The 24,479-nt window shown below is 51.1% G+C and carries 23 protein-coding genes, 2 pseudogenes and 1 riboswitch; of the genes and pseudogenes, 20 read left to right on the top strand and 5 right to left on the bottom strand.

Annotation, left to right across the window (positions count from 1 at the left end; genetic code table 11):
- Positions 1–95: 95 nt before the first annotated feature.
- The 5 genes from GZ1_RS13675 to copZ all read left to right on the top strand — a co-directional run bounded on the left by GZ1_RS13675 (position 96) and on the right by copZ (position 5,314).
- Positions 96–1,529: a glycoside hydrolase family 1 protein gene (locus GZ1_RS13675; protein ID WP_060788695.1), complete on the top strand. Its 1,434-nt coding sequence runs from the start codon at positions 96–98 to the stop codon at positions 1,527–1,529.
- Positions 1,530–1,665: 136 nt separating this feature from the next.
- On the top strand, positions 1,666–2,217 hold the full coding sequence (locus GZ1_RS13670) for an NADPH-dependent FMN reductase (RefSeq protein WP_033006883.1): 552 nt from the start codon (positions 1,666–1,668) through the stop codon (positions 2,215–2,217).
- A 148-nt stretch (positions 2,218–2,365) separates the two neighbouring features.
- Complete coding sequence (locus GZ1_RS13665; protein WP_013523213.1) at positions 2,366–2,677, top strand: metal-sensing transcriptional repressor; 312 nt, start codon at positions 2,366–2,368, stop codon at positions 2,675–2,677.
- A 15-nt stretch (positions 2,678–2,692) separates the two neighbouring features.
- Entirely contained in the window at positions 2,693–5,089 is a 2,397-nt protein-coding gene (locus tag GZ1_RS13660; protein WP_060788694.1) for a heavy metal translocating P-type ATPase, read from the top strand.
- Positions 5,090–5,110: 21 nt separating this feature from the next.
- Entirely contained in the window at positions 5,111–5,314 is a 204-nt protein-coding gene (gene copZ, locus GZ1_RS13655; RefSeq protein WP_011230404.1) for a copper chaperone CopZ, read from the top strand.
- A gap of 41 nt (positions 5,315–5,355) precedes the next feature.
- Here the strand turns inward: copZ and GZ1_RS18450 are convergent.
- Together GZ1_RS18450 and GZ1_RS13650 are read right to left on the bottom strand one after the other, a co-directional pair.
- Positions 5,356–5,508 (bottom strand): annotated as a pseudogene (locus GZ1_RS18450) (multicopper oxidase domain-containing protein); the annotation flags it as partial.
- 29 nt (positions 5,509–5,537) lie between these two features.
- Positions 5,538–6,428, bottom strand: coding sequence for a C39 family peptidase (locus GZ1_RS13650; RefSeq protein WP_060788693.1), 891 nt, complete (start codon positions 6,426–6,428; stop codon positions 5,538–5,540).
- Positions 6,429–6,714: 286 nt separating this feature from the next.
- Between GZ1_RS13650 and asnB the strand changes: the two genes are divergently transcribed.
- The 3 genes from asnB to GZ1_RS13635 all read left to right on the top strand — a co-directional run bounded on the left by asnB (position 6,715) and on the right by GZ1_RS13635 (position 12,546).
- Complete coding sequence (gene asnB, locus GZ1_RS13645) at positions 6,715–8,622, top strand: asparagine synthase (glutamine-hydrolyzing) (protein ID WP_060788692.1); 1,908 nt, start codon at positions 6,715–6,717, stop codon at positions 8,620–8,622.
- Positions 8,623–8,822: 200 nt separating this feature from the next.
- Positions 8,823–9,018: riboswitch (cobalamin riboswitch) on the top strand.
- 55 nt (positions 9,019–9,073) lie between these two features.
- Positions 9,074–11,431 carry a ribonucleoside-diphosphate reductase subunit alpha gene (locus GZ1_RS13640; protein ID WP_083509315.1) on the top strand — a complete coding sequence of 786 codons (2,358 nt, stop codon included), beginning with the start codon at positions 9,074–9,076 and terminating at the stop codon, positions 11,429–11,431.
- A gap of 74 nt (positions 11,432–11,505) precedes the next feature.
- Positions 11,506–12,546 (top strand): ribonucleotide-diphosphate reductase subunit beta, encoded by a 1,041-nt coding sequence (locus GZ1_RS13635; RefSeq protein ID WP_060788696.1) that lies wholly within the window; start codon positions 11,506–11,508, stop codon positions 12,544–12,546.
- A 711-nt stretch (positions 12,547–13,257) separates the two neighbouring features.
- Here the strand turns inward: GZ1_RS13635 and GZ1_RS13630 are convergent.
- From GZ1_RS13630 to GZ1_RS19000, 3 genes and pseudogenes are all read right to left on the bottom strand, one after another.
- Entirely contained in the window at positions 13,258–13,794 is a 537-nt protein-coding gene (locus GZ1_RS13630; protein WP_013146000.1) for an HD domain-containing protein, read from the bottom strand.
- A gap of 129 nt (positions 13,795–13,923) precedes the next feature.
- Positions 13,924–14,130, bottom strand: a complete 207-nt coding sequence (locus tag GZ1_RS19005; RefSeq protein ID WP_020754493.1) for a 2Fe-2S iron-sulfur cluster-binding protein — start codon at positions 14,128–14,130, stop codon at positions 13,924–13,926.
- A gap of 8 nt (positions 14,131–14,138) precedes the next feature.
- Positions 14,139–14,288, bottom strand: a pseudogene (locus GZ1_RS19000) (encapsulin); the annotation flags it as partial.
- A 153-nt stretch (positions 14,289–14,441) separates the two neighbouring features.
- Between GZ1_RS19000 and murB the strand changes: the two are divergent.
- From murB to GZ1_RS13570, 12 genes are all read left to right on the top strand, one after another.
- Positions 14,442–15,356 (top strand): UDP-N-acetylmuramate dehydrogenase, encoded by a 915-nt coding sequence (murB, locus tag GZ1_RS13620; protein ID WP_015374224.1) that lies wholly within the window; start codon positions 14,442–14,444, stop codon positions 15,354–15,356.
- Between the two features lie 110 nt (positions 15,357–15,466).
- Positions 15,467–16,240 (top strand): diacylglycerol/lipid kinase family protein, encoded by a 774-nt coding sequence (locus tag GZ1_RS13615; RefSeq protein ID WP_020754491.1) that lies wholly within the window; start codon positions 15,467–15,469, stop codon positions 16,238–16,240.
- Between the two features lie 154 nt (positions 16,241–16,394).
- Positions 16,395–17,567 (top strand): RNA-guided endonuclease InsQ/TnpB family protein, encoded by a 1,173-nt coding sequence (locus GZ1_RS13610; protein WP_020754490.1) that lies wholly within the window; start codon positions 16,395–16,397, stop codon positions 17,565–17,567.
- A 118-nt stretch (positions 17,568–17,685) separates the two neighbouring features.
- Positions 17,686–18,012 carry a hypothetical protein gene (locus GZ1_RS18995; protein WP_306304592.1) on the top strand — a complete coding sequence of 109 codons (327 nt, stop codon included), beginning with the start codon at positions 17,686–17,688 and terminating at the stop codon, positions 18,010–18,012.
- 45 nt (positions 18,013–18,057) lie between these two features.
- Complete coding sequence (locus GZ1_RS19665; protein WP_223810891.1) at positions 18,058–18,399, top strand: VC0807 family protein; 342 nt, start codon at positions 18,058–18,060, stop codon at positions 18,397–18,399.
- 34 nt (positions 18,400–18,433) lie between these two features.
- Complete coding sequence (locus tag GZ1_RS19660; RefSeq protein ID WP_223810892.1) at positions 18,434–18,685, top strand: hypothetical protein; 252 nt, start codon at positions 18,434–18,436, stop codon at positions 18,683–18,685.
- An 839-nt stretch (positions 18,686–19,524) separates the two neighbouring features.
- Positions 19,525–20,268, top strand: coding sequence for a threonine/serine exporter family protein (locus GZ1_RS13595; protein WP_033005157.1), 744 nt, complete (start codon positions 19,525–19,527; stop codon positions 20,266–20,268).
- A gap of 15 nt (positions 20,269–20,283) precedes the next feature.
- Positions 20,284–20,709 (top strand): threonine/serine exporter family protein, encoded by a 426-nt coding sequence (locus GZ1_RS13590; protein WP_020754483.1) that lies wholly within the window; start codon positions 20,284–20,286, stop codon positions 20,707–20,709.
- 116 nt (positions 20,710–20,825) lie between these two features.
- Positions 20,826–21,995 (top strand): M20 peptidase aminoacylase family protein, encoded by a 1,170-nt coding sequence (locus GZ1_RS13585; RefSeq protein WP_060788691.1) that lies wholly within the window; start codon positions 20,826–20,828, stop codon positions 21,993–21,995.
- On the top strand, positions 21,970–22,809 hold the full coding sequence (locus GZ1_RS13580) for a GNAT family N-acetyltransferase (RefSeq protein ID WP_060788690.1): 840 nt from the start codon (positions 21,970–21,972) through the stop codon (positions 22,807–22,809). The genes GZ1_RS13585 and GZ1_RS13580 overlap by 26 nt, the downstream gene beginning before the upstream one ends.
- Positions 22,806–23,933 carry an o-succinylbenzoate synthase gene (gene menC / locus GZ1_RS13575; RefSeq protein WP_060788689.1) on the top strand — a complete coding sequence of 376 codons (1,128 nt, stop codon included), beginning with the start codon at positions 22,806–22,808 and terminating at the stop codon, positions 23,931–23,933. The genes GZ1_RS13580 and menC overlap by 4 nt, the downstream gene beginning before the upstream one ends.
- A 53-nt stretch (positions 23,934–23,986) precedes the next feature.
- Positions 23,987–24,479, top strand: a 493-nt coding sequence (locus GZ1_RS13570) for a GNAT family N-acetyltransferase (protein ID WP_025948416.1), incomplete at its 3' end; no start/stop codon positions are given.

The raw sequence follows: 24,479 nt of genomic DNA, 5'->3' as shown, positions 1-24,479 counted from the left end.
GCAAAGTTATTTTTGGTAAACTAATGAGGAGGGGGAGCACTGGGGAGGTGCTCTTCTTGTTTATTATGTGCCTATAGAGAAGGAGGAATAAACCGATGAATAAAAAGTTTCCAGAAGGCTTTTTATGGGGAGGAGCGACGGCGGCCAACCAGATCGAAGGAGGATTTGGCGAAGGAAACAAAGGGGTAAGCATTGCCGATGTGCTTCCGGGAGGGAAAATACGACAGCAGCTGCTGAAAGAGAAAGGACTAAAGTTTGCCATTGATAAAGAGAAGTATACATACCCGAACCATGAAGCGATCGACTTTTACCATCGGTATAAAGAGGACATTGCCTTGTTTGCCGAGATGGGGTTTAAAGCGTTCCGCCTATCGATCGCCTGGACGCGCATCTTCCCGAACGGTACGGAATCGGAACCGAATGAAGAAGGGCTTGCCTTCTATGATCAGGTGTTCGATGAGTTACATAAGTACGGGATTGAGCCGGTGGTGACGATTTCCCACTATGAAATGCCGCTCCATTTGGCCAAAGAATACGGCGGCTGGCGCAACCGAGAGCTCGTGGCGTTGTTTGAACGTTACGCGAGAGCGATTTTTGAGCGTTACAAGGAGAAAGTGAAATATTGGATGACGTTTAACGAAATTAACGGCGCGCTCCATTTTCCGCTTATGAGCATGGGGTTTGTGCCGGAAAGCGAAGAGACGAAATATCAAGAGTTGTTTCAAGCGTTCCATCATCAATTTGTCGCCAGCAGCCTGGCGGTGAAGGCGTGCCGCGAGATCATTCCGGACGCAAAAATCGGCTGCATGATTCTCGCCGCCCCCGTGTACCCGTACGACTGCAATCCAGAAAACGTCATGCATGCACTTGAAGAGGAGCGGCTGTTGAATTTCTTTTGCGCCGACGTTCAAGTGCGCGGCGAGTATCCATCCTTTATGAAACGCGTGTTCGACGAGCGCGGGGTGAAACTCGATATTCGCGACGGGGATTTGGAACTGATCAAGAAGCATACGGTCGACTATATCGGTTTAAGCTACTATATGTCCGTCACCCAGAAAAAAGACAAGATGGATGATGAGCTCATCCCCGGCAGCGTATTTGATGGGGTGAAAAACCCGTTCCTTAAAGCGAGCGACTGGGGCTGGGAGATCGACCCTATAGGGCTGCGCATCATTTTAAACCGGTTGTACGATCGGTATCGCGTACCGCTTTTTATTGTGGAAAACGGGCTTGGGGCGCATGACAAAGTGGAAGAAGACGGCTCGATTCACGACGATTACCGCATTGACTATTTGCGCCGTCATATCGAAGCAGCGCGTGAAGCGATCGCCGATGGCGTCGAATTGATTGGCTATCTCGTATGGGGCTGCATTGACCTCGTGAGCGCCTCGACCGGCGAGTTTTCAAAACGGTACGGGTTGATTTACGTCGATAAACACGATGACGGCAGCGGCACGCTCGAGCGGAGAAAGAAAAAGTCGTTTGATTGGTATCAAAACGTCATCGCGACGAACGGGGAAGAGTTATAATGGGAATGACCGCAAGGGGAATTTGAAGCAAAAGGCAGCTGATGGAATCGAATGGCAAAATAGTAAGGGAATGCGCGCTCGCCTTGCGCTGCGGGGGAAATTGACCATCAACCCCATTTGAAGGAGGACGAAAATGATGAACATTGTGGCTCTTGTCGGAAGCTTGCGAAAAGACTCATATAACCGGAAATTAGCGGAGTTTATGCGAGAACGGTACAAAGACAAATTCCAATTGGACATTGCCGATATCGGCGCTCTGCCGCATTACAATCAAGACGATGAACTCGATCCGCCCGAAGTCGTGGCGGCATTCAAGCGGCAAGTGGCGGATGCGGACGGGGTTTTGATCGTGACACCGGAGTACAATTGGTCCGTTCCCGGCGTGCTGAAAAACGCGCTAGATTGGCTGTCGCGTGTGGACAAAGTGTTGGTCAATAAACCCGTGATGATTGTCGGAGTATCGACAGGGATGATGGGAACAATCCGAGCCCAGCTTCATTTGCGCCAAATCTTGCAAAGCCCGGGGCTGGCTGCGAAAGTGTTGCCGCCTGCCGGGAACGAGGTATTGATTAATTTTGTGAACCAAAAGTTCGATGAATCGGGGCAATTGACGGACGCAGCAACGATCCAATTGTTGGATCAGGTGATCGAACGGTTTGTTCAATGGATTGCCCAAAGCGGACGGTGAGCACCGTTCGCTTTTTCTTTCGGTAGGCAATGAGTCCGAGTCAGCTGAACAATTGGCTTGATGATGGTGGGCATGATTTGTATTAAGGAGCTTATGTTGCGTTTTATACCCATTACCGGTATAATGTAATGAAAAGAGGTGATGTTTGATGAACCATTATGAAGATCATCATGTGGATAAAAAAATGGTTCCACGAACGGAACAGGAAATCGAACGCATCATCAAGCGCTTGAAGCGCATCGAAGGACAAGTGCGCGGGGTGCAAAAAATGGTGGAGGACAATCGGTATTGCATCGATATTTTAGTGCAAATTTCTGCGATCAGAGCGGCGTTGAACCAAGTCGGGCTGCAGCTGCTTGAACGCCACGTGAGCCATTGCGTGGCGAAAGCGATCCGTGAAGGGAGCGGAGACGAATCGATTCGCGAATTGATGGATGTGATGAAACAATTTTCGAAGTAAGGGGGGAAACGGGAAATGGGGGAGCCGAAAACCGTGACGCTGAAGGTGACCGGCATGACATGCGCCGCGTGCGCCAATCGGATTGAGAAAGTATTGAATAAGATGGAAGGCGTCAAAGCCCATGTCAATTTGGCCATGGAAAAAGCCACGATTCAATACGATCCATCGAAGCAAACGATCGCCGATATCGAAACGAAAATTGAGAATTTGGGGTATGGCGTTGCGACGGAAAAAGTGACGCTTGATATTGAAGGAATGACATGTGCGGCCTGTGCGACGCGGATTGAAAAAGGGTTAAATCGGATGGAAGGTGTGACAAGCGCTGCTGTCAACTTGGCGACAAACAGCGCGGTGGTCGAATACAAGGAGGGTGTTACATCTGTCGAAGACATTTTAGAGAAAATCAAAAAGCTTGGGTATAAGGGGCAAATTCGAAACGAAGAACAAGACGATGCTGGCCGGAAAGAAGAGCGGTTGAAACAAAAACAACGGCAACTTGCCATTTCTATCATCTTATCGTTGCCGCTGCTTTATACGATGCTGGCTCATATGCCGTTTGATATGGGCTTGCCGATGCCGCAGCTCTTGATGAATCCGTGGTTCCAGCTTCTTTTCGCTACACCGGTTCAGTTCTACATCGGCGGTCCTTTCTATGTCGGGGCGTACCGGGCGTTGCGAAACAAGAGCGCGAACATGGACGTCCTAGTAGCGCTTGGAACATCGGCCGCGTACGTTTACAGCTTGTATGAAGCGTTGCGAACGCTTGGGAATCCTCAATATATGCCAAGGTTGTATTTTGAAACAAGCGCCGTCTTGATTACGCTTGTGCTTGTCGGAAAATACGTTGAGGCTCTTGCGAAAGGGCGAACAACCGAAGCGATCTCGAAGCTAGTCAGCCTGCAGGCAAAGGAAGCTACTGTCATCCGTAATGGGGAAGAAATGAAAGTTCCGCTCGAGGAAGTGGTGATCGGCGATACGATCCTTGTCAAGCCAGGAGAAAAAATCCCGGTGGACGGTACAGTCATCTCCGGCGCCTCTTCCGTAGACGAATCGATGATTACCGGTGAATCGATTCCGGTTGATAAGAAGGAAGGCGACTATGTGATCGGAGCGACGATGAATACGAATGGCGTACTGACCATTCGTGCCGAAAAAGTCGGAAAAGATACCGCGCTGGCCAATATCATTAAAATCGTTGAAGAGGCGCAAGGGTCGAAAGCCCCGATTCAGCGGATGGCGGATACCATTTCCGGCATTTTCGTACCGATTGTTGTCGGAATTGCGGTTGTTTCCTTTCTAATCTGGTACTTCTTTGCTGCGCCGGGTGATTTGGCGAAAGCGCTTGAGGCGGCCATCGCCGTTCTTGTCATCGCGTGCCCTTGTGCGCTCGGTTTGGCCACACCGACATCGATTATGGTCGGCACCGGCAAAGGGGCAGAACAGGGAATTCTCTTTAAAGGAGGTGAGTACCTAGAGAGAACGCATCAAATCAATGCCGTATTACTCGATAAAACAGGAACGGTGACAAAAGGAAAACCGGAAGTCACCGATGTGCTGGCCTTCCGCGAGGACATGCTCGATTATGCGGTTTCCGCCGAGAGCGCTTCGGAGCATCCGCTGGCTCATGCGATTGTTGAATACGGGAAGAAACAAGCGATTTCGCTGAAGCCATTGGAGCACTTCTCCGCCATTACCGGCCACGGAATTGAAGCTGTCATTGACGGAAAAAGCATCCTTATTGGGACGCGAAAATTGATGAAGGAACGCTCTGTAGCGATTTCTGTGCATGAAGATAAAATGGTAGAGCTTGAAAAACAAGGGAAAACAGTGATGCTCGTTGCCATCGATGGACAGCTTGCCGGCATCATTGCGGTCGCGGATACGGTGAAAGAAAGCTCGAAAGAAGCGATTCAAACATTAAAACAAATGGGCATCGATGTCTATATGGCAACAGGGGACAATCAACGGACAGCGGAAGCGATCGCCAATGAAGTCGGCATTGAGCATGTGTACGCCGAGGTGCTCCCGGAAAACAAAGCGAACATCGTCGAGGAATTGCAAAAGCAAGGAAAACGTGTGGCGATGGTCGGCGATGGGATTAACGACGCTCCAGCTCTGGCCAAAGCGGATATTGGGATGGCGATTGGCACGGGAGCTGATGTCGCCATCGAGACCGCGGACGTGACCTTGGTCGGCGGCGATTTACGCCATATCCCGAAAGCCATTGAGTTGAGCCGCCAAACGATGAAAAACATTCGGCAAAATCTGTTCTGGGCGTTGTTTTATAATACGATTGGCATTCCGGTCGCCGCTTTCGGATTATTGGAGCCATGGATCGCTGGAGCGGCGATGGCATTCAGTTCTGTGTCGGTTGTCGCCAACGCGCTTCGTTTGAAACGCGTGAAACTATAAACATTTAAGGAGGAATGGATGATGACGATTACATTACAAGTACAAGGAATGACATGCGGACATTGCAAAGCGGCAGTGACCAATGCCCTTCAAGCGTTGGATGGCGTCAGCCGTGTAGAGGTGCATTTGCAAGAAGGTACGGTTGATGTGGAGTATGATGAAACAAAGGTCAGCGTAGAAAAACTGAAAGAAGCGATTGAAGAGCAAGGATATGATGTGAAATAACATACGGAAGGTGCCCCGAAGTGATGACGGGGCACTTTTCATTCATCGAATACAAGCGTGTAATCTCGATCGACTTTTTCTTCATTTTTCGGTTCTACGATTAATGTTCCGTACAGTCCTTTGTCCACTTGCTCGGCGCTTTTTTGATGGGAATGATACCAATACGTTCCCGGCACGGTTGCGGTAAATTCAAAAAAGGCAAGCGATTCGGATTCACCAATGTCTAACGGTGGTAGGTAATCGCCTGCCGTCCCATTTGAACCCAAGCGTCGATAAAGTCTTGTTTCGGCGCTTTTTGGTTTTTGACAGCGGTCAATGGATCATTGAAATAAATATACTGCTCATCGTATCCCGTAATGAGCACCGCGTGTTCCCGGTACGTGATTTTGATCGGGCCTTGCGGGGTTTGCCATTCCCGAAAGGCAGAGGGAGGAAGAGGACGAAAGGTGGTGTTGGTGATCACCCAAACCGGTGTGCCTTTGGCCAAGTATGTATAGATGTTCTCAAACGATTGCCCTGTTAAGTCGACGATTTGGTTCGGCAAGTACCGCTCAGCCAACTGCTTGATCGGCTTATGGTACACGCCGTATCCAGGCTTCGATAACGTATACATATCGCCGACAAACCCTTCATTTGGGTGTCCGTAAAACACTTGGCCATTCCGCACTTGATAGGGAGTAGGGTTTTTCTTGATTTGTTTCGCCAACGTCATCTTATCGACGCGAATGCCCGCATGATTCAAGAGCATGGCCAAGCTGGTTACTTCGCATCCCCTCGGCAGTTCCGGAAGCTGAGACAAAAGGGGAGCGTCAATCAGGACGGATGTCTTTAGCGATTGTTTCTTTGAAGCGGCAGCTGATCGATTCGCCTCCTTTGCTTGATTGCTCGGGGACGGGTCGGTTTCTCTGCTGTTTCTGTTCTGTATGAAGGCTTTGATGGCATCGCCTATCTGGGCCGAGCTTGCATAATAGGATAATGAGGCGGCCAATAGCAAGAAACACGAAATATACAATCCGAGCGACCGTTGATTCATCCTCCCGTTCAGAGGGCTTCTCAAGAGAACAAAACAAAGGGAAACGATGAGAAAAGTCAAAAAAAGGATAAACGCTAACAAGCCATTCTCAACTCCTTTGTAATACGTGTGTGTTTTTATCGTAACAGATCGATGTGCAAAAATGGTGAAATTCACACTTTCTCCATACTTTATCGTTAATATTATGAGGAACTGAAAATCTTGCAAGCAGTGTTCCTGAAAAAATGGAAACAGATTGTTTTTGAAACTTGACGTTGTGTACGATAGAATGAAAGTGTCTTTGTATAAATCATTTTAGTTTCAAACAAAAAGGTTTTTGGTGTTGTTTTTGGATTCTTCTTAGCAAAGTGGAGGGACAATCATCGCCATGTGCGGTTTTATTGGCTGTATTCATGATCGCCCGAGAGCGATTGAGCAAACATGGAAAACAACGTTGATGGAGATGAACCGCCTGATTACCCATCGCGGCCCCGACGATGAGGGGTATTTTTTTGATGAATACGTGAGTTTTGGCTTTCGGCGGCTGAGCATCATCGATCTGGAGGCGGGGCATCAGCCGCTGTCTTATGAAAACGATCGATATTGGATCATTTTTAACGGGGAAATTTACAACTATCTTGAATTGCGGGAGGAGCTGGCGGCGAAAGGATATTCGTTTGCGACGCATTCGGATACTGAGGTGATTGTCGCCCTTTACAGCGCCGAAAAAGAAAAAGCGGTCGAAAAACTGCGCGGGATGTTTGCGTTTGTCATTTGGGACAAGCAAGAGAAAACGGTGTTTGCGGCGCGCGATCCGTTCGGCATTAAGCCGTTTTTTTATGCGGAGCAAGGAGACCGCACGTTTTTCGCTTCGGAAAAGAAAAGCATCTTGCTCGCTCTGGGACAGGAGTCGCTAAACGGCGATTCCCTGCAGCATTATTTAACATTCCAATATGTCCCTGAGCCGCTGACGATGTCGGCCGGCATTTACAAGCTGGAGCCGGGGCATTATCTCAAGAAACAAGTCGGAAAACCGCTCACGATTCATCGTTATTGGAAGGCATCCTTCGACCCCATTCGCCAATCGGAAGAGGAGCTTGTCAAGCAAATCCGCGATGCGCTGTTTGATTCGGTCAGCGTCCATATGCGCAGCGATGTGCCGGTCGGTGCGTTTTTGTCGGGAGGCATTGATTCATCGTTCATCGTCGCCATCGCGAAACAATTCCATCCGCACCTGAAGACCTTTTCCGTCGGATTTGAGCGGGAAGGGTTCAGCGAAATTGATGTCGCAAAAGAAACCGCAGAGAAGCTTGGGGTAGACAACATTAGCTATGTCATCTCACCGCAGGAGTATATGGAAGAGCTACCGAAAATTATGTGGCATATGGACGATCCGCTTGCCGATCCTGCGGCGGTGCCGCTTTATTTTGTCGCTCGTGAGGCGAGAAAGCATGTCACGGTTGTGCTTTCTGGCGAAGGGGCGGACGAGCTGTTCGGCGGTTACAACATTTACCGCGAACCAGAGTCGCTGCGGCTGTTTGTGCGTATGCCAAACATCGTAAAAGCGGTGTTGCGGATGATCGCGAAGCTGCTTCCGGACGGGATGAAAGGAAAAAGCTTTTTGGAGCGCGGCACGACGCCGCTTGAAGAGCGGTATGTCGGCAATGCCAAAATCTATAGCGAAAAGGAAAAAGCGGCGCTGCTCAAAACGTACCGAGGAGGGTGCGAATATACGGCGGTGACGGCTCCGTTTTACCGCGAAACGCTTCATGACCCGCCCGTCAACCGGATGCAGTATATTGATCTTCATACATGGCTAAGGGGCGATATTTTAGTCAAAGCGGACAAAATGACGATGGCCCATTCGCTTGAGCTGCGCGTTCCCTTTTTAGACAAAAAGGTATTTGAGGTTGCTAGGCAAATCGCCCCTGATATGAAGATAGCCAACGGTACGACGAAATATATTTTACGTAAAGCCGCCGAAGGCATCGTGCCGGATCATGTGTTAAACCGGAAAAAATTAGGGTTCCCCGTGCCGATTCGCCACTGGCTGAAAAACGAAATGTATGACTGGGCGAGACAGCTCATCCACGAAAGCGAAACCGATCATCTGTTCCATAAGGATGTGCTCCATCGGCTGCTGGATGAACATGCCCGCCACAAGGCGGACCACAGCCGCAAGCTGTGGACGGTGTTGGCGTTTATGGTTTGGCATCAAGTGTATGTGGAAAAGAAGTACGATTTTGCTTCATCCGCACAAAGCGAGGAGCGGCCAGCGTCTGTTTTGGAGGCGTAGCAGGGAAACGACAGGGCGTTCTAAGGGCGACACCTAGAACGCCTTTTTCGATGGTGCGGACAGTTTCCTTGCCTTTGGCGAAGCGAAAGAGAAAATTTGCTTTCTCCCGCTCTTGCAATTTTCCCGGTTTTGGTATATGCTTGTTCCATCAGGATGCTAAATACTATATATTGGTTTTGAAGTCTTGTTGTACAACTACATATCGTTCTGCCAAGCAATGGTGTCCATCAGGACTTAATAGGGAATCCGGTGTGAATCCGGAACTGCCCCCGCAACTGTATGTGCGGACGAAATGGGATGGCCACTGGCGGCAAGAGCCGTTCGGCGCGCCGCTGGGAAGGCCCCAAAGTAGGACGATGCACGAGTCAGGAGACCTGCCTTGCTTGGAACGTTTCATGTTCTTCGGGGTGTGAGAAGATGAAACGATAGGGGAAAAGAAAAAGGGTTTCGTATGCCTTTTTTCCGTCTGTCGTTTCATCCGCTCGCCTGCCCGAGCGGATTTTTTATTGAAGGAGTGGGGAAACGAATGACCGTATTGACGAAAACGATCATCCTCGATGACCAAGGGAAGCCGGTTTCGTTTTCACGTGAAGAGTTTGCGTCGCTGATTGGGCAAGCCGCCGCTGGATTCGGCCGTCTGTCGCTTGATGAATACGTCGAGCGTGTTTGGCAGCTTCTTAGCCGAAAGGAGTCCGTCACGGTAGAACAGCTGCACCAAACGGCTATTTTGGAAGGACTTTCTTACATTGATGAAGAGGAGCCGGACTGGACGTTTGTGTGCGCCCGGCTGTATTTGCGGCAATTGTACCGTGAAGCGGCGCGGCAGCGCGGGTACGATGAACGCGAGCGGTATGGCGATTTCTACTCGCTGCTTGTTGCGCTGACGGAACAAGGGGTGTACAGTCCGTTCTTGCTTGAACGTTATACGAAAGAAGAAGTCGACGCCATCGGTGCGTTTCTTGATCCGGAGAAGGACAAGCTGTTTACGTACATTGGGCTGCGCACGCTCGCGGACCGGTATTTGGCGCGCGATTATGAGCGGCGGTTGTATGAATTGCCGCAGGAGCGGTTTTTGGTCATTGCCATGACGCTCATGGCGAATGAACCGCAAAAGCAGCGGCTTGCGCTCGTGAAGGAAGCGTATTGGGCGTTAAGCAACTTATACATGACCGTGGCGACGCCGACGCTTGCCAACGCTGGGAAGTCGTACGGCCAGCTCTCAAGCTGCTTTGTCGATACGGTCGATGACAGCTTGCAAGGAATTTATGACAGCAACACCGACATCGCCAACTTGTCGAAATCGGGCGGCGGCATCGGCGTCTATTTAGGCAAAATCCGTTCGCGCGGCAGCGACATCAAAGGGTTCAAAGGGGTTTCCTCCGGCGTCATCCCGTGGATGAAGCAGTTGAACAATACAGCGGTGAGCGTCGATCAGCTGGGGCAGCGCAAAGGGGCCATTTCCGTCTATTTGGATGTATGGCATAAAGACATTTTTGCGTTTCTCGATGCGCGGCTCAACAACGGCGACGAACGGCTGCGGACGCATGATTTGTTCACCGGCGTGTGCATTCCGGACTTGTTCATGGAGCAAGTCGAACAGCGCGGCGACTGGTACTTGTTTGATCCGCATGAAGTGCGGAAGGTGATGGGGTTTAGCTTGGAAGATTTTTATGATGAGGAAAAAGGGCGCGGGAGTTTCCGCGAGAAATATTGGCGATGCGTCAACGAACCAAGGCTGTCGAAAGAAAAAGTGCCGGCGATCGACGTGATGAAAAGCATTATGCGCAGCCAGCTCGAGTCGGGGACGCCGTTTATGTTTTACCGCGATGAAGTGAACCGGCAAAACCCGAACCGCCATCTCGGGATGATCTACTGCAGCAACCTTTGCACGGAAATCGCGCAAAACCAAAGCCCGACAGTGACGAAGCGGCAATATGTGAAAGACGGGACGATCATCATTGAGAAAATCCCAGGCGATTTTGTCGTCTGCAACTTATCGTCGATCAACTTGGCGCGGGCGGTGACCGACGGCGTTTTGGCGCGGCTGATCCCGATTCAAATGCGGATGCTCGATAATGTCATTGATTTAAACAATATCCCTGTGCTGCAAGCCGGCCTGACGAACGAAAAATACCGCGCTGTCGGGCTTGGAACCTTTGGCTGGCATCATTTGTTGGCGTTAAAAGGCATTCGCTGGGAGTCGGACGAAGCGGTCCGCTATGCCGACGAGCTGTATGAAACGATCGCGTATTTGGCGATTCAAGCGAGCATGGAGCTCGCCAAAGAGAAAGGGAGCTACCCGGCGTTTCCAGGATCGGATTGGCAGACAGGCGCTTATTTTGAGCGGCGCGGCTACGAAAGCCACGGTGAATTGGATTGGGATCGGCTGAAGCAAGACGTGGCCCGCTATGGGATGCGAAACGGCTATGTGATGGCGGTGGCGCCGAACGCCTCGACGTCGATCATCGCCGGCAGTACAGCGAGCATTGACCCGATTTTCTTAAAAGTGTACGCCGAGGAAAAGAAAGATTATAAGATTCCCGTTACGGTGCCGGATTTAAACGAACAGACGACATGGTATTACAAATCGGCGTACCATATCGACCAGCGCTGGAGCATCAAGCAAAACGCCGCCCGCCAGCGCCATATCGACCAAGCCATCTCCTTTAACTTCTACGTCGTGAACACGATTAAGGCAAAAGAGCTGCTCGATTTGCATTTGACGGCGTGGAAGTCGGGGCTGAAAACGACGTATTACGTGCGTTCGACATCGGGGACGATCGACGAGTGCGATTCTTGCGCGAGCTGACGGTCTTCCCCCGGACGTTGCCGATTCCGGGGAAAGATTCACGCCGAAGCTTAGCTGAAAGGGAGGAATGGATCATGACAATCAGCTTAGTCAAACGGCCGATTATGGATCCAGAGGCGCCGAACCGTTCGACGGGCATTATCAACGGCCGCTGCTCGAATGTGTTGAACTGGGACGATATCGCCTACCCATGGGCATATGCGAAATATAAGCGAATGCTCGCCAATTTTTGGACGCCGTTTGAAATCAATATGGCCCAAGATGTGAAGCAGTTTCCGCAGCTGACCGCCCGCGAACAGGAGGCGTTTTTGAAAATCATCGGCCTGTTGGCGCTGCTTGACAGCATTCAAACCGATTACGCGGGACGTGTGGCGGATTACATTACCGATCCAAGCATCAATGCCTTGATGATCATGCTTGCCCAGCAGGAAGTCATTCACAACCATTCGTATTCGTACGTGCTCTCGAGCCTTGTGCCGAAAGCAAAGCAAGATGAAGTGTTCGACTTTTGGCGAAACGAACCGACGCTGCGCAAGCGGAACGATTTTGTGACGAACGGCTACAAGGCGTTTGCCGAAGAGCCGAATGTGGAGAACTTGCTGCGGTCGATCGTCTTTGACGTTATTTTAGAAGGATTGTTTTTCTACTCGGGGTTCGCCTTTTTCTACAACCTCGCGCGCCAGCAAAAAATGGTGGCGACGAGCACGATGATCAATTACATCAACCGCGACGAGCACATTCATGTTGATTTGTTTGCGAAAATTTTCAAAGAAGTGTTGAACGAATACCCGGAGTATCGGACGCCGGAGCTTTCCGATTTTGTCCGTGAAACGTTTACGAAAGCGGCTGAGCTGGAAATCGAATGGGCCGGGGAAATCATCGGGAATGACATCGATGGCATCGACTTGGCTGATTTGGAAGCGTACATTAAGTTTTACGCCAACGTCCGCGCTCATCAGCTCGGTTTTGACCGCCCGTTTGACGGCTATCGGACGAACCCGCTCCGCTGGATTAAAGCGTATGAAGAAGTCGACCTCGGCAAATCAGACTTCTTCGAGCAAAAACCGCGCCAATATACGAAAGTGCAAGTGGATAATGGGTTTGATGAGCTGTAAGGAAAACCGCGTTGGGGCATCGTCCAACGCGGTTTTTTACCGGAAAACATGATTAACGGAGGGATTCTCGCTGCATTATACAATGGGGAAGAGAAAAGGAAAAGAGATGTTGCGGCTTGTTGTCGGACGGTAGGCTTGGGCGCCTTACCTTGGTATAATGAGAAAAAACGTCCTTGTGAACTACCCACCACCTACGCTTCGCTTAGAGATGGGGGCTTCGAGCGACTTGTGTGTGTTCGCCGAACGGTAAGCCACACACAAGAACCCTTTACGCTTCCCTTCGTTCCGAAGGTGTCCGTTCTAGCCATATTCTATCCTATTCGTTGGCTGACGCCAACCGACATTCATCTCCCACTTTCACTTCGCTTCGAAGTGGGAGACTTCTTTCGGAAAGATGTTAAATTGAACATTTACGAAGAAGAGAGCGGTAAGTGCAGGAAAACGGTGCGTTGCGACGGTGCTCCAAGGCTTTCCGTTTTTTAGGAAGAACGGCAGCGGGCGTTTTGGCGGGACAGATGGTGCCAAGCAGTCTTAAAGCGTGAGTGGACGATGAGGATATAAGAGGGCATTCGATGGTGTGTATCGTTCTGTGTCGCTGGCGCGCGAGCAGCCCACCTGATGAAAGGGTGAGCTGTTTCCGTTCAGAGCATACATTGTTCGTGGCGATGTTTCGCGTCTGTTCAAGGGGAATGGCGACATCAAGGCAAGCGGTCAAACAATATCCCCGAGCCGCTCTTTTCCGTGCTGACGGCTGACGAGTTCGTCGAGCTGGCGGATTTTTTTCCACGCTAAGTCGTCGCTGATCGTTCGATAATGGTGGCGGCCGCCGGGCTCCTCGTCGGCTTCGTCGGCCCATTTGACGATGGCTTGAAGCGGCGTTCGTTTCCATTCTCCTTCTGGAAGGTAGGAATCGGTATGAAGCAAAATCGCCAGGGCAATTTCCTTAGCGTTTTGCGGATGTTCGCCAAGGCGGATCAGCAGCTTATGGGCGCGCTCGGCCCCTTTGATGGCATGGATGTCGTTTTGCCGGTATTGTTCGTAGTCCCAACGGCCGTTTTTGTACCATGTGTAATGGCCGATATCATGAAGCAGTGCCGCTTTTGTCGCCAAGTCGACGTTCACTCCGTGGCGGAGGGCAAGGTGGTAGGCATGGTACGCCGCGGTGATGGCGTGGGCGAGGCCGGATCGTTTTAAATATTTTTGCGCAATCGGATGGGCAAAGACGTCGGTTAAGGTGACCGTTCTCATAGGCATCCCCTCCGTTTTTTGTATTTCTCACCATCATACCATGGCGTAAAGAGTCAGGCAATGAGAGAAAGTAGGTGGGAGCGGTTGCATGGGAAAAAATAAGCCGATCGTGCTAAAATAGCGCTCGGCTTATTGGATTTGTGCTTGGCAGGCAAGCCGTTTGGCTGGTTGATCCGTTTTTTCGCGCTCGCGCCGCGTTTTCGGAGCGAGAAGGTGAGCGCCGGCCAGAACGGTGACCATGCAACGGCCGCACGTTCCTTTTTTGCATTTGTGATCGAGCAGAACACCTTGTCCTAGGGCGGCGTCAAGAAGCGAAACGCCGGGGGCTGGCTGCACGGTGAACGTTTTCCCTTTTTGTTCGATTTGAATGACAAACCAAATTCAGTTGAACCATTGAAAATCAAATCGTCCTCGAGCAGCGTGCACTGCTGGGCGGCGTTGGCGGCGGCGGAAAAGTCGATCGGGCTGCCGAGCTGTTTCGCCTGTTCAATGTCACTTCGAATGTCACCTTTTCTCCTGGTCCGGAATAAAACAGAATAAGGAACATTGCCCACTTGATATGCGGCGCGATTCCGGCGATAATGGAAACGATGTGGAATGAATGCCGCCAAGCGGCATGGAATGAGCGAAGAAGGTGAGACAGAACGATGAAACGTGCGGAACATATTTATCAAAGACTCGTAGAGATTTGTGGGGAAAGAAACGTCCTGCGCGATGAGCCGATGAAAAACCATACATTGGTGCGGATCGGCGGCAAGGCTGATTTTCTCGTTTGGCCGGAAACGTACGAGCAAGTCATCGAGGTGCTGCGGCTGAAAGAGGAGTACGGCCTGCCGTTTACCCTTCTCGGCAACGGTTCGAACGTCATCATCCGCGACGGCGGGCTGCGCGGCATTGTCATGCAGCTGAAGCATCTCAACCGCATTTGGCGTGAAGGAAACAACGTGATCGCCCAAAGCGGGGCGGATATTAAAGCGGTGTCGCGGTTCGCGCTCGAACAACATCTCACCGGGTTGGAGTTCGCCTGCGGCATTCCGGGGTCGGTCGGCGGGGCGATTATGATGAACGCCGGAGCGTACGGCGGGGAAGTGAAAGATGTGCTTGACCATGTCAAGGTGGCGACGCTCGCCGGCGAGTTGAAAACATTGACAAACGAGGAACTGGAGCTCGGTTATCGAACAAGCATCATCAGCCGGACGCATGATATTGTGCTTGAAGTCGTCTTTTCCCTGCAGCCGGGCGACTATGCACAAATCAAGGCGAAAATGGATGATTTAACATTTCAGCGCGAATCGAAACAGCCGCTTGAGTATCCGTCGGTCGGCAGCGTGTTTAAGCGGCCGCCGGGCTATTTCGCCGGCAAGCTCATTCAAGACAGCGGCCTTCAGGGAAAAGGATTCGGCGGTGCGGAAGTGTCGACGAAGCATGCAGGATTCATTATTAACAAAAACAATGCGACGGCTGCCGATTACATCGCGACGATCGACATGGTGCGCAAAACAGTGAAAGAAAAATTCGGGGTCGATCTGGAATTAGAAGTCAAAATTATTGGCGAGGAATGACGGAGGATCCGAATCCGGTTTGCGGGTTCGGATTTTTCTTATTTCGCCGAGAGGAAAAATGAAACAAACCGCCAATAGGTAAGAAAAGGGATTATGAATGGGGGGAGAGGATGAACCTTTATTTCATGATCAATCCAGCCGCCAAAAACGGCCGGTCCGTGTCGATTTGGAAGCAGCTGCAACCGCTGCTCGATCGGGAAGGAATCGCCTACCAGGCATATTGGACGACCCGAAAGGGGGAAGGAAAGGAAATCGCCCGACGAATTGGCGAGGAAAGCGCTGAGCCGACGGTGATCGCGGCGGTCGGGGGCGACGGGACCGTGCATGAAGTGGTGAACGGAGCGGGTTCGTTTCCGCACGTTGCGATTGGCTGCATTCCGGCCGGAACGGGAAACGACTTTGTCCGCGGCTTCCGGCTTGCCCGAACATCGAAACAGGCGCTCCAACGGCTGTTGAGTGACGTTCGGCTAGGCAGGGTTTTGTCTTTCGATCTCGGCCGTTTTGCCAGCAGCGCCGTGCCCGACGGCGCGTTTGCCAACAGCGTCGGCTGCGGTTTTGACGCCCATATCGCCCGCATGGCCAACCGTTCGGCATGGAAAGGGCGGTTCAATCGTTTTGGGCTTGGCTCGCTTATTTACGTGCTTTATTTAGTGATAGAGCTATTCCGCTATCGACCCGTCGATCTTGACATTTGCATTGACGGGCGAAACTATTCATTTCAGCAAGCTTGGATGGCGACTGTGTCCAATCATCCGTACTACGGCGGAGGTATGCGCATCGCCCCGTCCGCCCGGGGTGATGACGGCTTGCTTCATGTGACGGTCGTAGGGCCGATGCCTCGTTGGAAAATTCTTGCGCTGTTTTTAACAACCCATACGCCGTAAGTCCCCCACCTCTAAGCGAAGCGTAGGTGGGGGATACACGGCGTTCTTTTTTTTACTTTTGATCAAAAAAAAGAAAAAAATGGGTAAATCAATGAAAAAGAATATATATTTTCGAAAATAAATACTTTATATTAGTAAGTAAGGAGGTGAAAATATGTACCGAACCGTAAAAACAAGCTTTTCTGCGAACAAAGAAACTATAGAGAAATTATTCCACATCCGACGGATTTGTGGGGTGATTTGGAATGATTGTGTGCAATTAGCCCGTTATTATTATCGTTTAGGGAATCATTGGATCACCCAAACCGAATTACAAAAAGAGCTAAAAGGCAAATACCCTATTCACAGTCAAACCATCCAAGCCGTCGCTCATAAATTTTTGCAAGCAAGGGATTCTGCCAAAGAAGCAAGAAAAAGTGATAAAAACATCCGTTTCCCTTACAAAATGAAGAAAACCTTCAACCCAAAATGGGTCGATCAAGCTTTTTCGATAGAAAAAAACACCCTTTACTTAAGTCTCGGCAACACGAAAGGACCGGATGGAAAGCGCCTTCCTAAATTAAAAATAAAACTCCACCATGTTCCGGAAGGGGAAGTCAAAGAAGTCGAACTCGTCTATGACCGAGGACTCAAGTTTTGTTTGTCTTATGAGGACGGAAAACAAGCATCTTCTTCTACTGGAACCAACATCGCCGCTGTTGACCAAGGAGAGATTCACGCCATCAGTGCCGTCAGTGAAAACGGAAGCAGCATCATCATCACCGGAAGAAAAATGCGTTCCATTCATCGATTGAGAAATAAAAAATTGGCAGAACTGCAAAAACTGATGTCCCGCTGCAAAAAAGGATCAAGGAAATGGAAAACATATAACCGTGCGAAGCAATATATTTTATCGAAAAGCGAAGCACAACTGAAAGACTGTTTGCATAAAACGACGAAAGAATTTGTGGACTGGTGTTTGGAGCAACAAATCAAACATGTCGTTGTTGGTGATGTCGAAGGAGTACAGCGCAATACCAAAAAGAAACGAAATAAAAATACGAATCAGAAATTGTCCAACTGGAGTTTTGGCAAACTCTATGACTATTTGAAATACAAATTAGAAGCCAAAGGCATTACCATTGAAAAGGTGGATGAATCTTACACGTCACAAACATGCCCTGTTTGTGGAAAACGAAACAAAGTGAAAAATCGCAATTATCGTTGTGCTTGCGGTTACGAGCAGCATCGCGACATTCACGGCGCAAGCAATATCTTAACAAAATATTTATACGGGAAAATGATCCCGATTTCCATTCAACCGCCAACGTATCTACGGATCACGTAAGTGAGAAGTAGTAGATGGGTCGGACCGCCCCTATGGGAGGAGAAATCCGTTCGCACCATAGTTGCTTACGGTGGGAGGCAAGATGTCGGGAGATATCTGCCGTTATGACCACTAGGGATTGAGTTCCCTGTCTAAAACTAATCAAGAAGATGGTGTTGCGCGTTGCGGACACCAAGAAACGTTGTTTCGCTTCTTCTTGGTTGGTTTTCGACAAGAAACCCCCACTTCGACGCCTACAGGCGTAAGTGGGGGAGGTTCATCCGTATTTTGGGGCGGGCATGTGCGAATGAAAGAAGTTTCCGTGTTTGCCGGGCGGAACGTGCACATTCGCCCTGCCGCTCCTGTCCCCGTTCACGCTGATGGAGAGGAAGCGGGGGTGGGAGAGGTGTCGGCTTGGATTGAGGCTAAAAGGATGCGAGTCATTGGCGCGGAACTCGGTGGATGATGAGGGCGTATGTGAAAAGAGAAAGGGGGAGTGAGGAGACAAGTGGTGGGGAAGCGGATGGTCATGTTTGATGTCGTATTCTATGTGGTGTTTCCGATCATGCTCTGGCATGCATTGCGCAGCCCGGTCGGGGAGTACGGGGCGATGTTGATTTGTACCGTGCCGGGAGCGGTTTATACCGTTTATCGCTATTGGCGTATTCGCAAAGTGCAATGGTTCGGCACGTTTTTGATTGTTAATCTGGCCGTTAGTACGCTGTTGAACATATTCGCTGGCTCTGCGTTGCAGATGTTATGGAATGACGTCTGGTACTCGATTGTTTTGTCTGTCTTTTTTTTTGGTGACGGTCGTTGTCAAGCGCCCGTTGTTGCTTTATTTTTCTCTTGATTTTGTGGAAATGCAGGGGGCTCCGCGCTCGGTCATGAAAAGACGGTTTTTGGAACGTGATGTCTTTTCACTTTTTCAATGGATCACTGTTGGTTTTGCTTTGCGCGACGGGCTGTTGGCGGCGATTAAGGCGTACTTGATCGTTCGCTACGACGTCGAAGCGTTTGACCGTGCGATTGTCATTCGCGAAGGCATTGGTTGGGGGATCACGATTCTCTGTATGTTGGGGTTTGTCCGTATTTCGAAAATCATCTCGGAGCGGGAGAACCGCCATCATTCGACGTGAGCGTAAAGGAGAGAAGCGGTCGAAAGCAAAACGGGCAACTGAAGAAACAGGGAAAAGGGAGCGGCGTTGCACATGGCCAAACGCCAAGAGGGTGTCCCAAAAGGATCAGGACACCCCCTTTCGTCTCTCTATATACGGCATTGACCGCTTCTTCCGCACTATATTTCGTGTCTATCTTGAAGTCAGACAGCCTTTTGGGTCAGCCCCTTTCTCATCTTAAATGAAGAACTCATAATACGCAGGTGGCGGGAGTATGTCATTCGGAACTCATTTTCTATTGTTTTCTTGCTTGTTCTGTTTCCCTTGGCCTGCCGGATGGTCGGCTTTCACTTGCGGTGCAGCTGCCTGCTTCAGTTGTTGTGAATGGGAAACCGAGACACGAGACTCTGTTTGTTTGTTCACAGCAACCGCCGCTTGGTGTTTTTGACCGTTTGCTTTGGCGCTGGCAGCAGTTTTATGGTACATATTCCCTTTTGTTTCTATCTTGATCGCTTGCGTGGGGGACGAGTTCGTTTCTATTTTTGTGCTGGTGTTCGTTTGTTCATTTTGTTGAACCGCTGTCTCGTCTTCCGCCGGTGCGCTATTTTTCGACTGTGGGAGCGAAAAATCAGGCGAAAGAAACAGAAAAATAGGAAAGAAAGGGAAACGGTGAGAGTTCCTTCACGGTTTGGCAGTCAACCGCTTGTTTGCTATAATGGAAACAAGTTTGACAAAGACGATATCCGAGGCGGCTCCTGCCAATTTGTTTGGTGGGAGTTTGTTTTTGCGATGAGCGCCCGGCAGGGGAAAACGGGATGGCCAATGCCATGCCGAGCGAAAACGAAAGGAGCAAACCGGTTATGACGGAGCGGGTGGATGATATTGTTGAGGTTTGTTTATTAGCGGGAAAATTGATGCTTGAAAGCGGCGGAGAGACGTATCGGGTGGAAGATACAATGACGCGCATCGCTGCTTCGTTTGGCATGCCGCGCTCCCATGGTTATGTCACACCAACGGCCATTATTTTTTCTGTTGAAGGGACAGACTCAACCAGATTGATCCGCATTTCCGAGCGTTCGACTGATTTAGCGAAAGTGGCGGTCGTGAACGATATTTCCCGGCGCATCAGCCGCGGTGAATTGACGCTTGAAAAGGCGCGAAAGGAGCTCGAGGATATCGGGCGCGCCCCGATGGGTTACCCTCTTTGGCAGCAAACCGCCGCCGCAGCGTTAGCGAGTGCTTGTTTTGCGTCATTGATTGGAGGGATGGTTCACTTTTTCCCATCGCTTTTTTCCGGAGGGGTGGCATTTTGGTGTTTTGAGATGGTGCATCGGTTTGTGAAAATCCGGTTTTTCGCGGAATTTTTTGCTTCTTTTGTCGCCGGGGGGCTCGTATTGTTAATGGTGCAGGCCGGATTTGGCGGGGACGTCGGGAACATGATCATCGGCTCGGTGTTGCCGCTCGTGCCGGGGCTGGCCATTACGAACGCGGTGCGTGACTTAATGGCCGGCCATCTCATCGCCGGATTGTCGCGCGGGGCCGAGGCGTTTTTGACGGCGTTTGCGATCGGCACTGGCATCGCCTTTGTTTTATCTATTCGATGATAGGGAGCACAGGTCATGATTGTTATGCAGTTGCTGCTTAGCTTTGTGGCGTCAACGTTGTTTGGCATGATTTTTAATGTTCCGCCGCGGCTGTTGCCGCATAGCGGATTTGTCGGGATGAGCGGATGGGCGGCCTATACGTTTGCTGTACGTTCGAGCGTAGACAGTGTGATTGCGACGTTTATAGCCGCGTTTTTCGTCGCCTTTTTAAGCAATGCGTTTGCTCGGCGCTATCGGGCGCCGGCAACCATTTTTATTGTTCCTGGCATTCTCCCGCTCGTTCCAGGTGGGACGGCATTTGAAGCGATGCGTCATGTCGTCATGAACGACTACAATGCAGCGATTCCGTTGGCGGCAAAAGCGTTCATGATTTCCGGGGCGATTGCGATGGGGCTCATTTTTTCTGAGGTCGTCAACCAGCTGGTAAAGCGCCGCCCGTAATGGCACGTGTCTGTTTTTTCCAATCATTTGCCTATCGTTGTATTTGTTTGTCTGAATATTATAATGAATATAACGATGTTTTTTCTATCGATTTTGAAACAGCGGGGGAGAGCGGAATGAAAGACATTATCGAGCAGATGAAAGCGGAGCTATGGGAGGTTTTCGATCACCTTCACCGCCATCCAGAAATCAGCTGGGAAGAGTGGCAAACGACTGAATTTCTCCGCCGAGAGTTGGAGCGCGAAGGATATCGGGTGCGGACGTTTGCCGATTGCCCGGGTGTGGTGGCGGAAATCGGCGCCGGGCCGTTTACGGTTGGGGTGCGCAGCGATATGGACGCTCTTTGGCAAGAAGTGAACGGCGTTTGGCAGCCGAACCATGCGTGCGGGCATGATGCCCACATGACGATCGTGCTCGGGGTGGCGAAGCTGCTTCGCCGCATCGGCTATGAGCCGCCGGGGACGCTGCGGTTTTTGTTCCAGCCGGCTGAGGAAAAAGGCACGGGGGCGCTGAAGATGATCGAAAAAGGAGCGGCTGATGGCCTAACGTTTTTGTACGGCGTTCATTTGCGCCCAATTCAAGAGGTAAAAGGCGGTTATGCGTCTCCGGCGATCATTCACGGAGCGGCGCAATGCATCGAAGGGCGGATTCGCGGCGTGGCGGCGCATGCGGCGCGGCCGCATTTAGGCGTCAATGTCATTGAAGTCGGCAGCGCCATCGTGCAGGAGCTCGGCAAAATTCATATCGATCCACAAGTGCCGGCGTCGATCAAAATGACAAAGTTTCACGCCGGTGAAAAAGATGCGAACACGATCCCGGACTACGCGGAATTCTCCCTTGATTTGCGGGCGCAAACGAACGAGGCGATGGAGCGGCTCGTTGAAGGGCTGCGTCATGTGATCAACGGGGTCGCTGCCATTTATGGGGCGGAGATTGAACTGGTGGAACGGACGCGCATCGTCGCCGCTGATCCTGATTCAGATGCGGTGCGGCTGATGGAGGAGGCGATTATCGCGGCCTTGGGGACGGAAAAATGCGTTCCGCCGGTCGTGACGTCGGGAGGAGAGGATTTCCATTTTTATTCCTTTAAAAAACCGGAGCTGAAAACAACGATGCTCGGATTGGGCTGCGACTTGCGTCCAGGGCTCCATCATCCGAACATGACGTTCCGGCGCGATGATTTGCTTTCCGGCGTGGAAATTTTGGCGCGGGTTGTGATGAACACGTTTGCGACGTTTGCGCCGCAGGGGGAGAACGAGCGTGCCTCTGTCGCTGCAAATCATTGAGACGATCGAACAGTTGAAAGAGATGGCCAGGCTTGAGGAGGAGATTTGGAAAACGGCGCCGGTTCCGCTCCATCAAACGCTGACGGCGGCGAAAAACGGGGGCATTATCATCGGGGCGTATGCGGACGGGAAGCTTGTCGGCTTTGTCTACAGCTTTCCTGGGGTTCGAAATGGGGAAGTGTATCTTTGTTCCCATATGATGGGGATTGCTGAATCGTTTCGTGATCGTGGCCTCGGCTATCGCTTGAAAATGAAACAGGCGGAAGAAGCGCGGCGGCGCGGCTACCGAGTCATCCGCTGGACGTATGACCCGCTGCAAAGCCGCAACGGCTATTTGAACTTGGCGAAGCTTGGGGCTGTTGGCGTCGAGTATGTGGAAAACTGCTACGGCGAAATGAATGACGCGTTGAACGGTCAACTGCCGTCTGACCGCTTCATCGTCGAATGGCGGCTTGATGAGCGAGTGACTGGGGAACGGAATTTGGTTGAAGCAGATCTTCTCAAGGCCAGAAGGTTGACGGTGCTCGAGGCAGGGCAAAGGGCTGACGGTCTGTTGCAGCCGGTGCCGAGAGACATCGATGGAACAGCGGCGCCGTTGCTGTTGACAGCCATCCCGCTTGACTTTCCGCAGCTGAAAGAGCAGGATTTCGCGCTGGCGCTTGAGTGGCGGCTGGCGACGCGCGCCTTGTTTCAGCGGCTGCTTGCGGAAGGATGGATTGCCGCCGGCGCTTGGCGCTGCCTGGAGGAAGGAGTGCTTTATTACATATGGAAGCGGCGGAGTGAACGATGGCAGCAGAAAGGGGAAGAAGAATGACGATCAACATCGAGTACGTCATATTGCGCCATTTGCAAATGGAGTTGAAGGCGCCGTTTACGACGAGCTTCGGCACGTTTCAAAGGAAAGAGTTGATTTTAGTGGAAGTTGTCGATCGCGACGGCGTTTCCGGCTGGGGTGAATCGGTCGCATTTTCCGCCCCGTGGTACAGCGAGGAAACGGTGAAAACGAACTGGCATATGCTCGAGGATTTCCTTGTGCCGCTTGCGTTGGCTGAGCCGATCCACCACCCGGAGGAGCTGTCAAAGCGCTTTGCCGCCATCCGCCAAAACAACATGGCGAAAGCGGCGCTTGAGGGGGCGGTATGGGATTTGTACGCCAAGCGGCTCGGCGTTCCGCTTTCTCAAGCTCTCGGAGGAACGAAAAAGGACATTGAAGTCGGCGTCAGCATCGGCATCCAGCCGACGGTTGCCGATCTGCTTCAGGTGATGGAACGGTATGTGGCGCAAGGGTACCGGCGGATCAAGGTGAAAATCAAGCCGGGATGGGACGTTGATGTCATCCGCGACGTGCGGCGCGCGTTTCCTGACGTGCCGCTTATGGCCGATGCCAATTCAGCGTATACGCTTGCCGATGCGGATCGGCTGAAAGCGCTCGATGAATTCGGGCTGATGATGATCGAGCAGCCGCTCGCCGCTGACGATCTTGTGGATCACGCCCGGCTGCAGCCGCTTCTTCAGACGCCGATTTGCCTTGATGAAAGCATTCGTTCCTATGACGATGCGCGCAAGGCGCTTGACCTTGGCAGCTGCCGCATCATCAACATCAAAATCGGGCGCGTTGGCGGGCTTGGCGAGGCGAAGCGCATCCACGATCTTTGCGCTGAGCGCGGTGCGCCGGTCTGGTGCGGGGGGATGCTGGAGGCAGGCGTCGGGCGCGCCCACAACATCGCGATCACGACGTTGGAAAACTTCACCCTTCCCGGCGACACCGCCGCGTCATCCCATTATTGGGAGCGGGATATTATCACACCGGAAGTCGAGGTGCAAGACGGCTTGATCCGCGTGCCGGAGGCTCCCGGCATCGGCTATGACGTCGACCGCCGCCAAGTGGAGCGGTATACGCAGTTTGCGAAGGTGTTTCACCGTACGGCGACGGCATAAAGCTGGTCACATCCAAATCTTATGCGGAGTTTATGCAAAGGGAGAAGGGAAAAATGATCATAAGGTCTATTGAAGTGAGCGATGCGGAACATTTCTTGGAGTTGTGCAAAAAAATTGATGAATCTGGTTTTATGTTATTTGAGCCTGGCGAACGGCAAACAACGGTTGAGCAACAAAGTAAATCGATTGAAAGAATGTTGTCTGAGCCGAATAAAATGATCTTTGTTGCTGAAACGGAAAACAAGCTTGTCGGGTTCCTTGCTGTCATAGGAGGCGATGTAAAACGAAATCGACATTCTGCCAATGTTGTTTTGGGAGTTCTTGAAGACTATCAAGGACAGGGCATTGCCACGAAACTATTCAACAAAGCGTTTGAGTGGGCAAAGGAAGTTGGAATTTTGAGATTAGGACTTACGGTCATGAAAGGGAACGATAAGGCGTTCAACTTATATAGGAAGATGGGGTTCGTATTAGAAGGCGAGAGGGTTCAATCGTTAAGAGTGAATGGGGAATTTGTAAATGAATATTACCTATACAAACTGTTAT

Source organism: Geobacillus zalihae NBRC 101842, from assembly GCF_001544135.1.
GTDB classification, from domain to species: domain Bacteria; phylum Bacillota; class Bacilli; order Bacillales; family Anoxybacillaceae; genus Geobacillus; species Geobacillus zalihae.
Note: the sequence above shows the minus strand (reverse complement) of the source record. Positions and strands in the feature narration are given on the sequence as shown.

What these genes read in the sequence shown, in the direction of transcription:
- GZ1_RS13675 (WP_060788695.1), top strand. Translation starts at nt 96, where the DNA reads ATGAATAAAAAGTTTCCAGAAGGCTTTTTATGGGGAGGAGCGACGGCG.
- GZ1_RS13670 (WP_033006883.1), top strand. Translation starts at nt 1,666, where the DNA reads ATGAACATTGTGGCTCTTGTCGGAAGCTTGCGAAAAGACTCATATAAC.
- GZ1_RS13665 (WP_013523213.1), top strand. Translation starts at nt 2,366, where the DNA reads ATGAACCATTATGAAGATCATCATGTGGATAAAAAAATGGTTCCACGA.
- GZ1_RS13660 (WP_060788694.1), top strand. Translation starts at nt 2,693, where the DNA reads ATGGGGGAGCCGAAAACCGTGACGCTGAAGGTGACCGGCATGACATGC.
- copZ (WP_011230404.1), top strand. Translation starts at nt 5,111, where the DNA reads ATGACGATTACATTACAAGTACAAGGAATGACATGCGGACATTGCAAA.
- asnB (WP_060788692.1), top strand. Translation starts at nt 6,715, where the DNA reads ATGTGCGGTTTTATTGGCTGTATTCATGATCGCCCGAGAGCGATTGAG.
- GZ1_RS13640 (WP_083509315.1), top strand. Translation starts at nt 9,074, where the DNA reads ATGCCTTTTTTCCGTCTGTCGTTTCATCCGCTCGCCTGCCCGAGCGGA.
- GZ1_RS13635 (WP_060788696.1), top strand. Translation starts at nt 11,506, where the DNA reads ATGACAATCAGCTTAGTCAAACGGCCGATTATGGATCCAGAGGCGCCG.
- GZ1_RS13630 (WP_013146000.1), bottom strand. Translation starts at nt 13,794, where the DNA reads ATGAGAACGGTCACCTTAACCGACGTCTTTGCCCATCCGATTGCGCAA.
- murB (WP_015374224.1), top strand. Translation starts at nt 14,442, where the DNA reads ATGAAACGTGCGGAACATATTTATCAAAGACTCGTAGAGATTTGTGGG.
- GZ1_RS13615 (WP_020754491.1), top strand. Translation starts at nt 15,467, where the DNA reads ATGAACCTTTATTTCATGATCAATCCAGCCGCCAAAAACGGCCGGTCC.
- GZ1_RS13610 (WP_020754490.1), top strand. Translation starts at nt 16,395, where the DNA reads ATGTACCGAACCGTAAAAACAAGCTTTTCTGCGAACAAAGAAACTATA.
- GZ1_RS19660 (WP_223810892.1), top strand. Translation starts at nt 18,434, where the DNA reads ATGAAAAGACGGTTTTTGGAACGTGATGTCTTTTCACTTTTTCAATGG.
- GZ1_RS13595 (WP_033005157.1), top strand. Translation starts at nt 19,525, where the DNA reads ATGACGGAGCGGGTGGATGATATTGTTGAGGTTTGTTTATTAGCGGGA.
- GZ1_RS13590 (WP_020754483.1), top strand. Translation starts at nt 20,284, where the DNA reads ATGATTGTTATGCAGTTGCTGCTTAGCTTTGTGGCGTCAACGTTGTTT.
- GZ1_RS13585 (WP_060788691.1), top strand. Translation starts at nt 20,826, where the DNA reads ATGAAAGACATTATCGAGCAGATGAAAGCGGAGCTATGGGAGGTTTTC.
- menC (WP_060788689.1), top strand. Translation starts at nt 22,806, where the DNA reads ATGACGATCAACATCGAGTACGTCATATTGCGCCATTTGCAAATGGAG.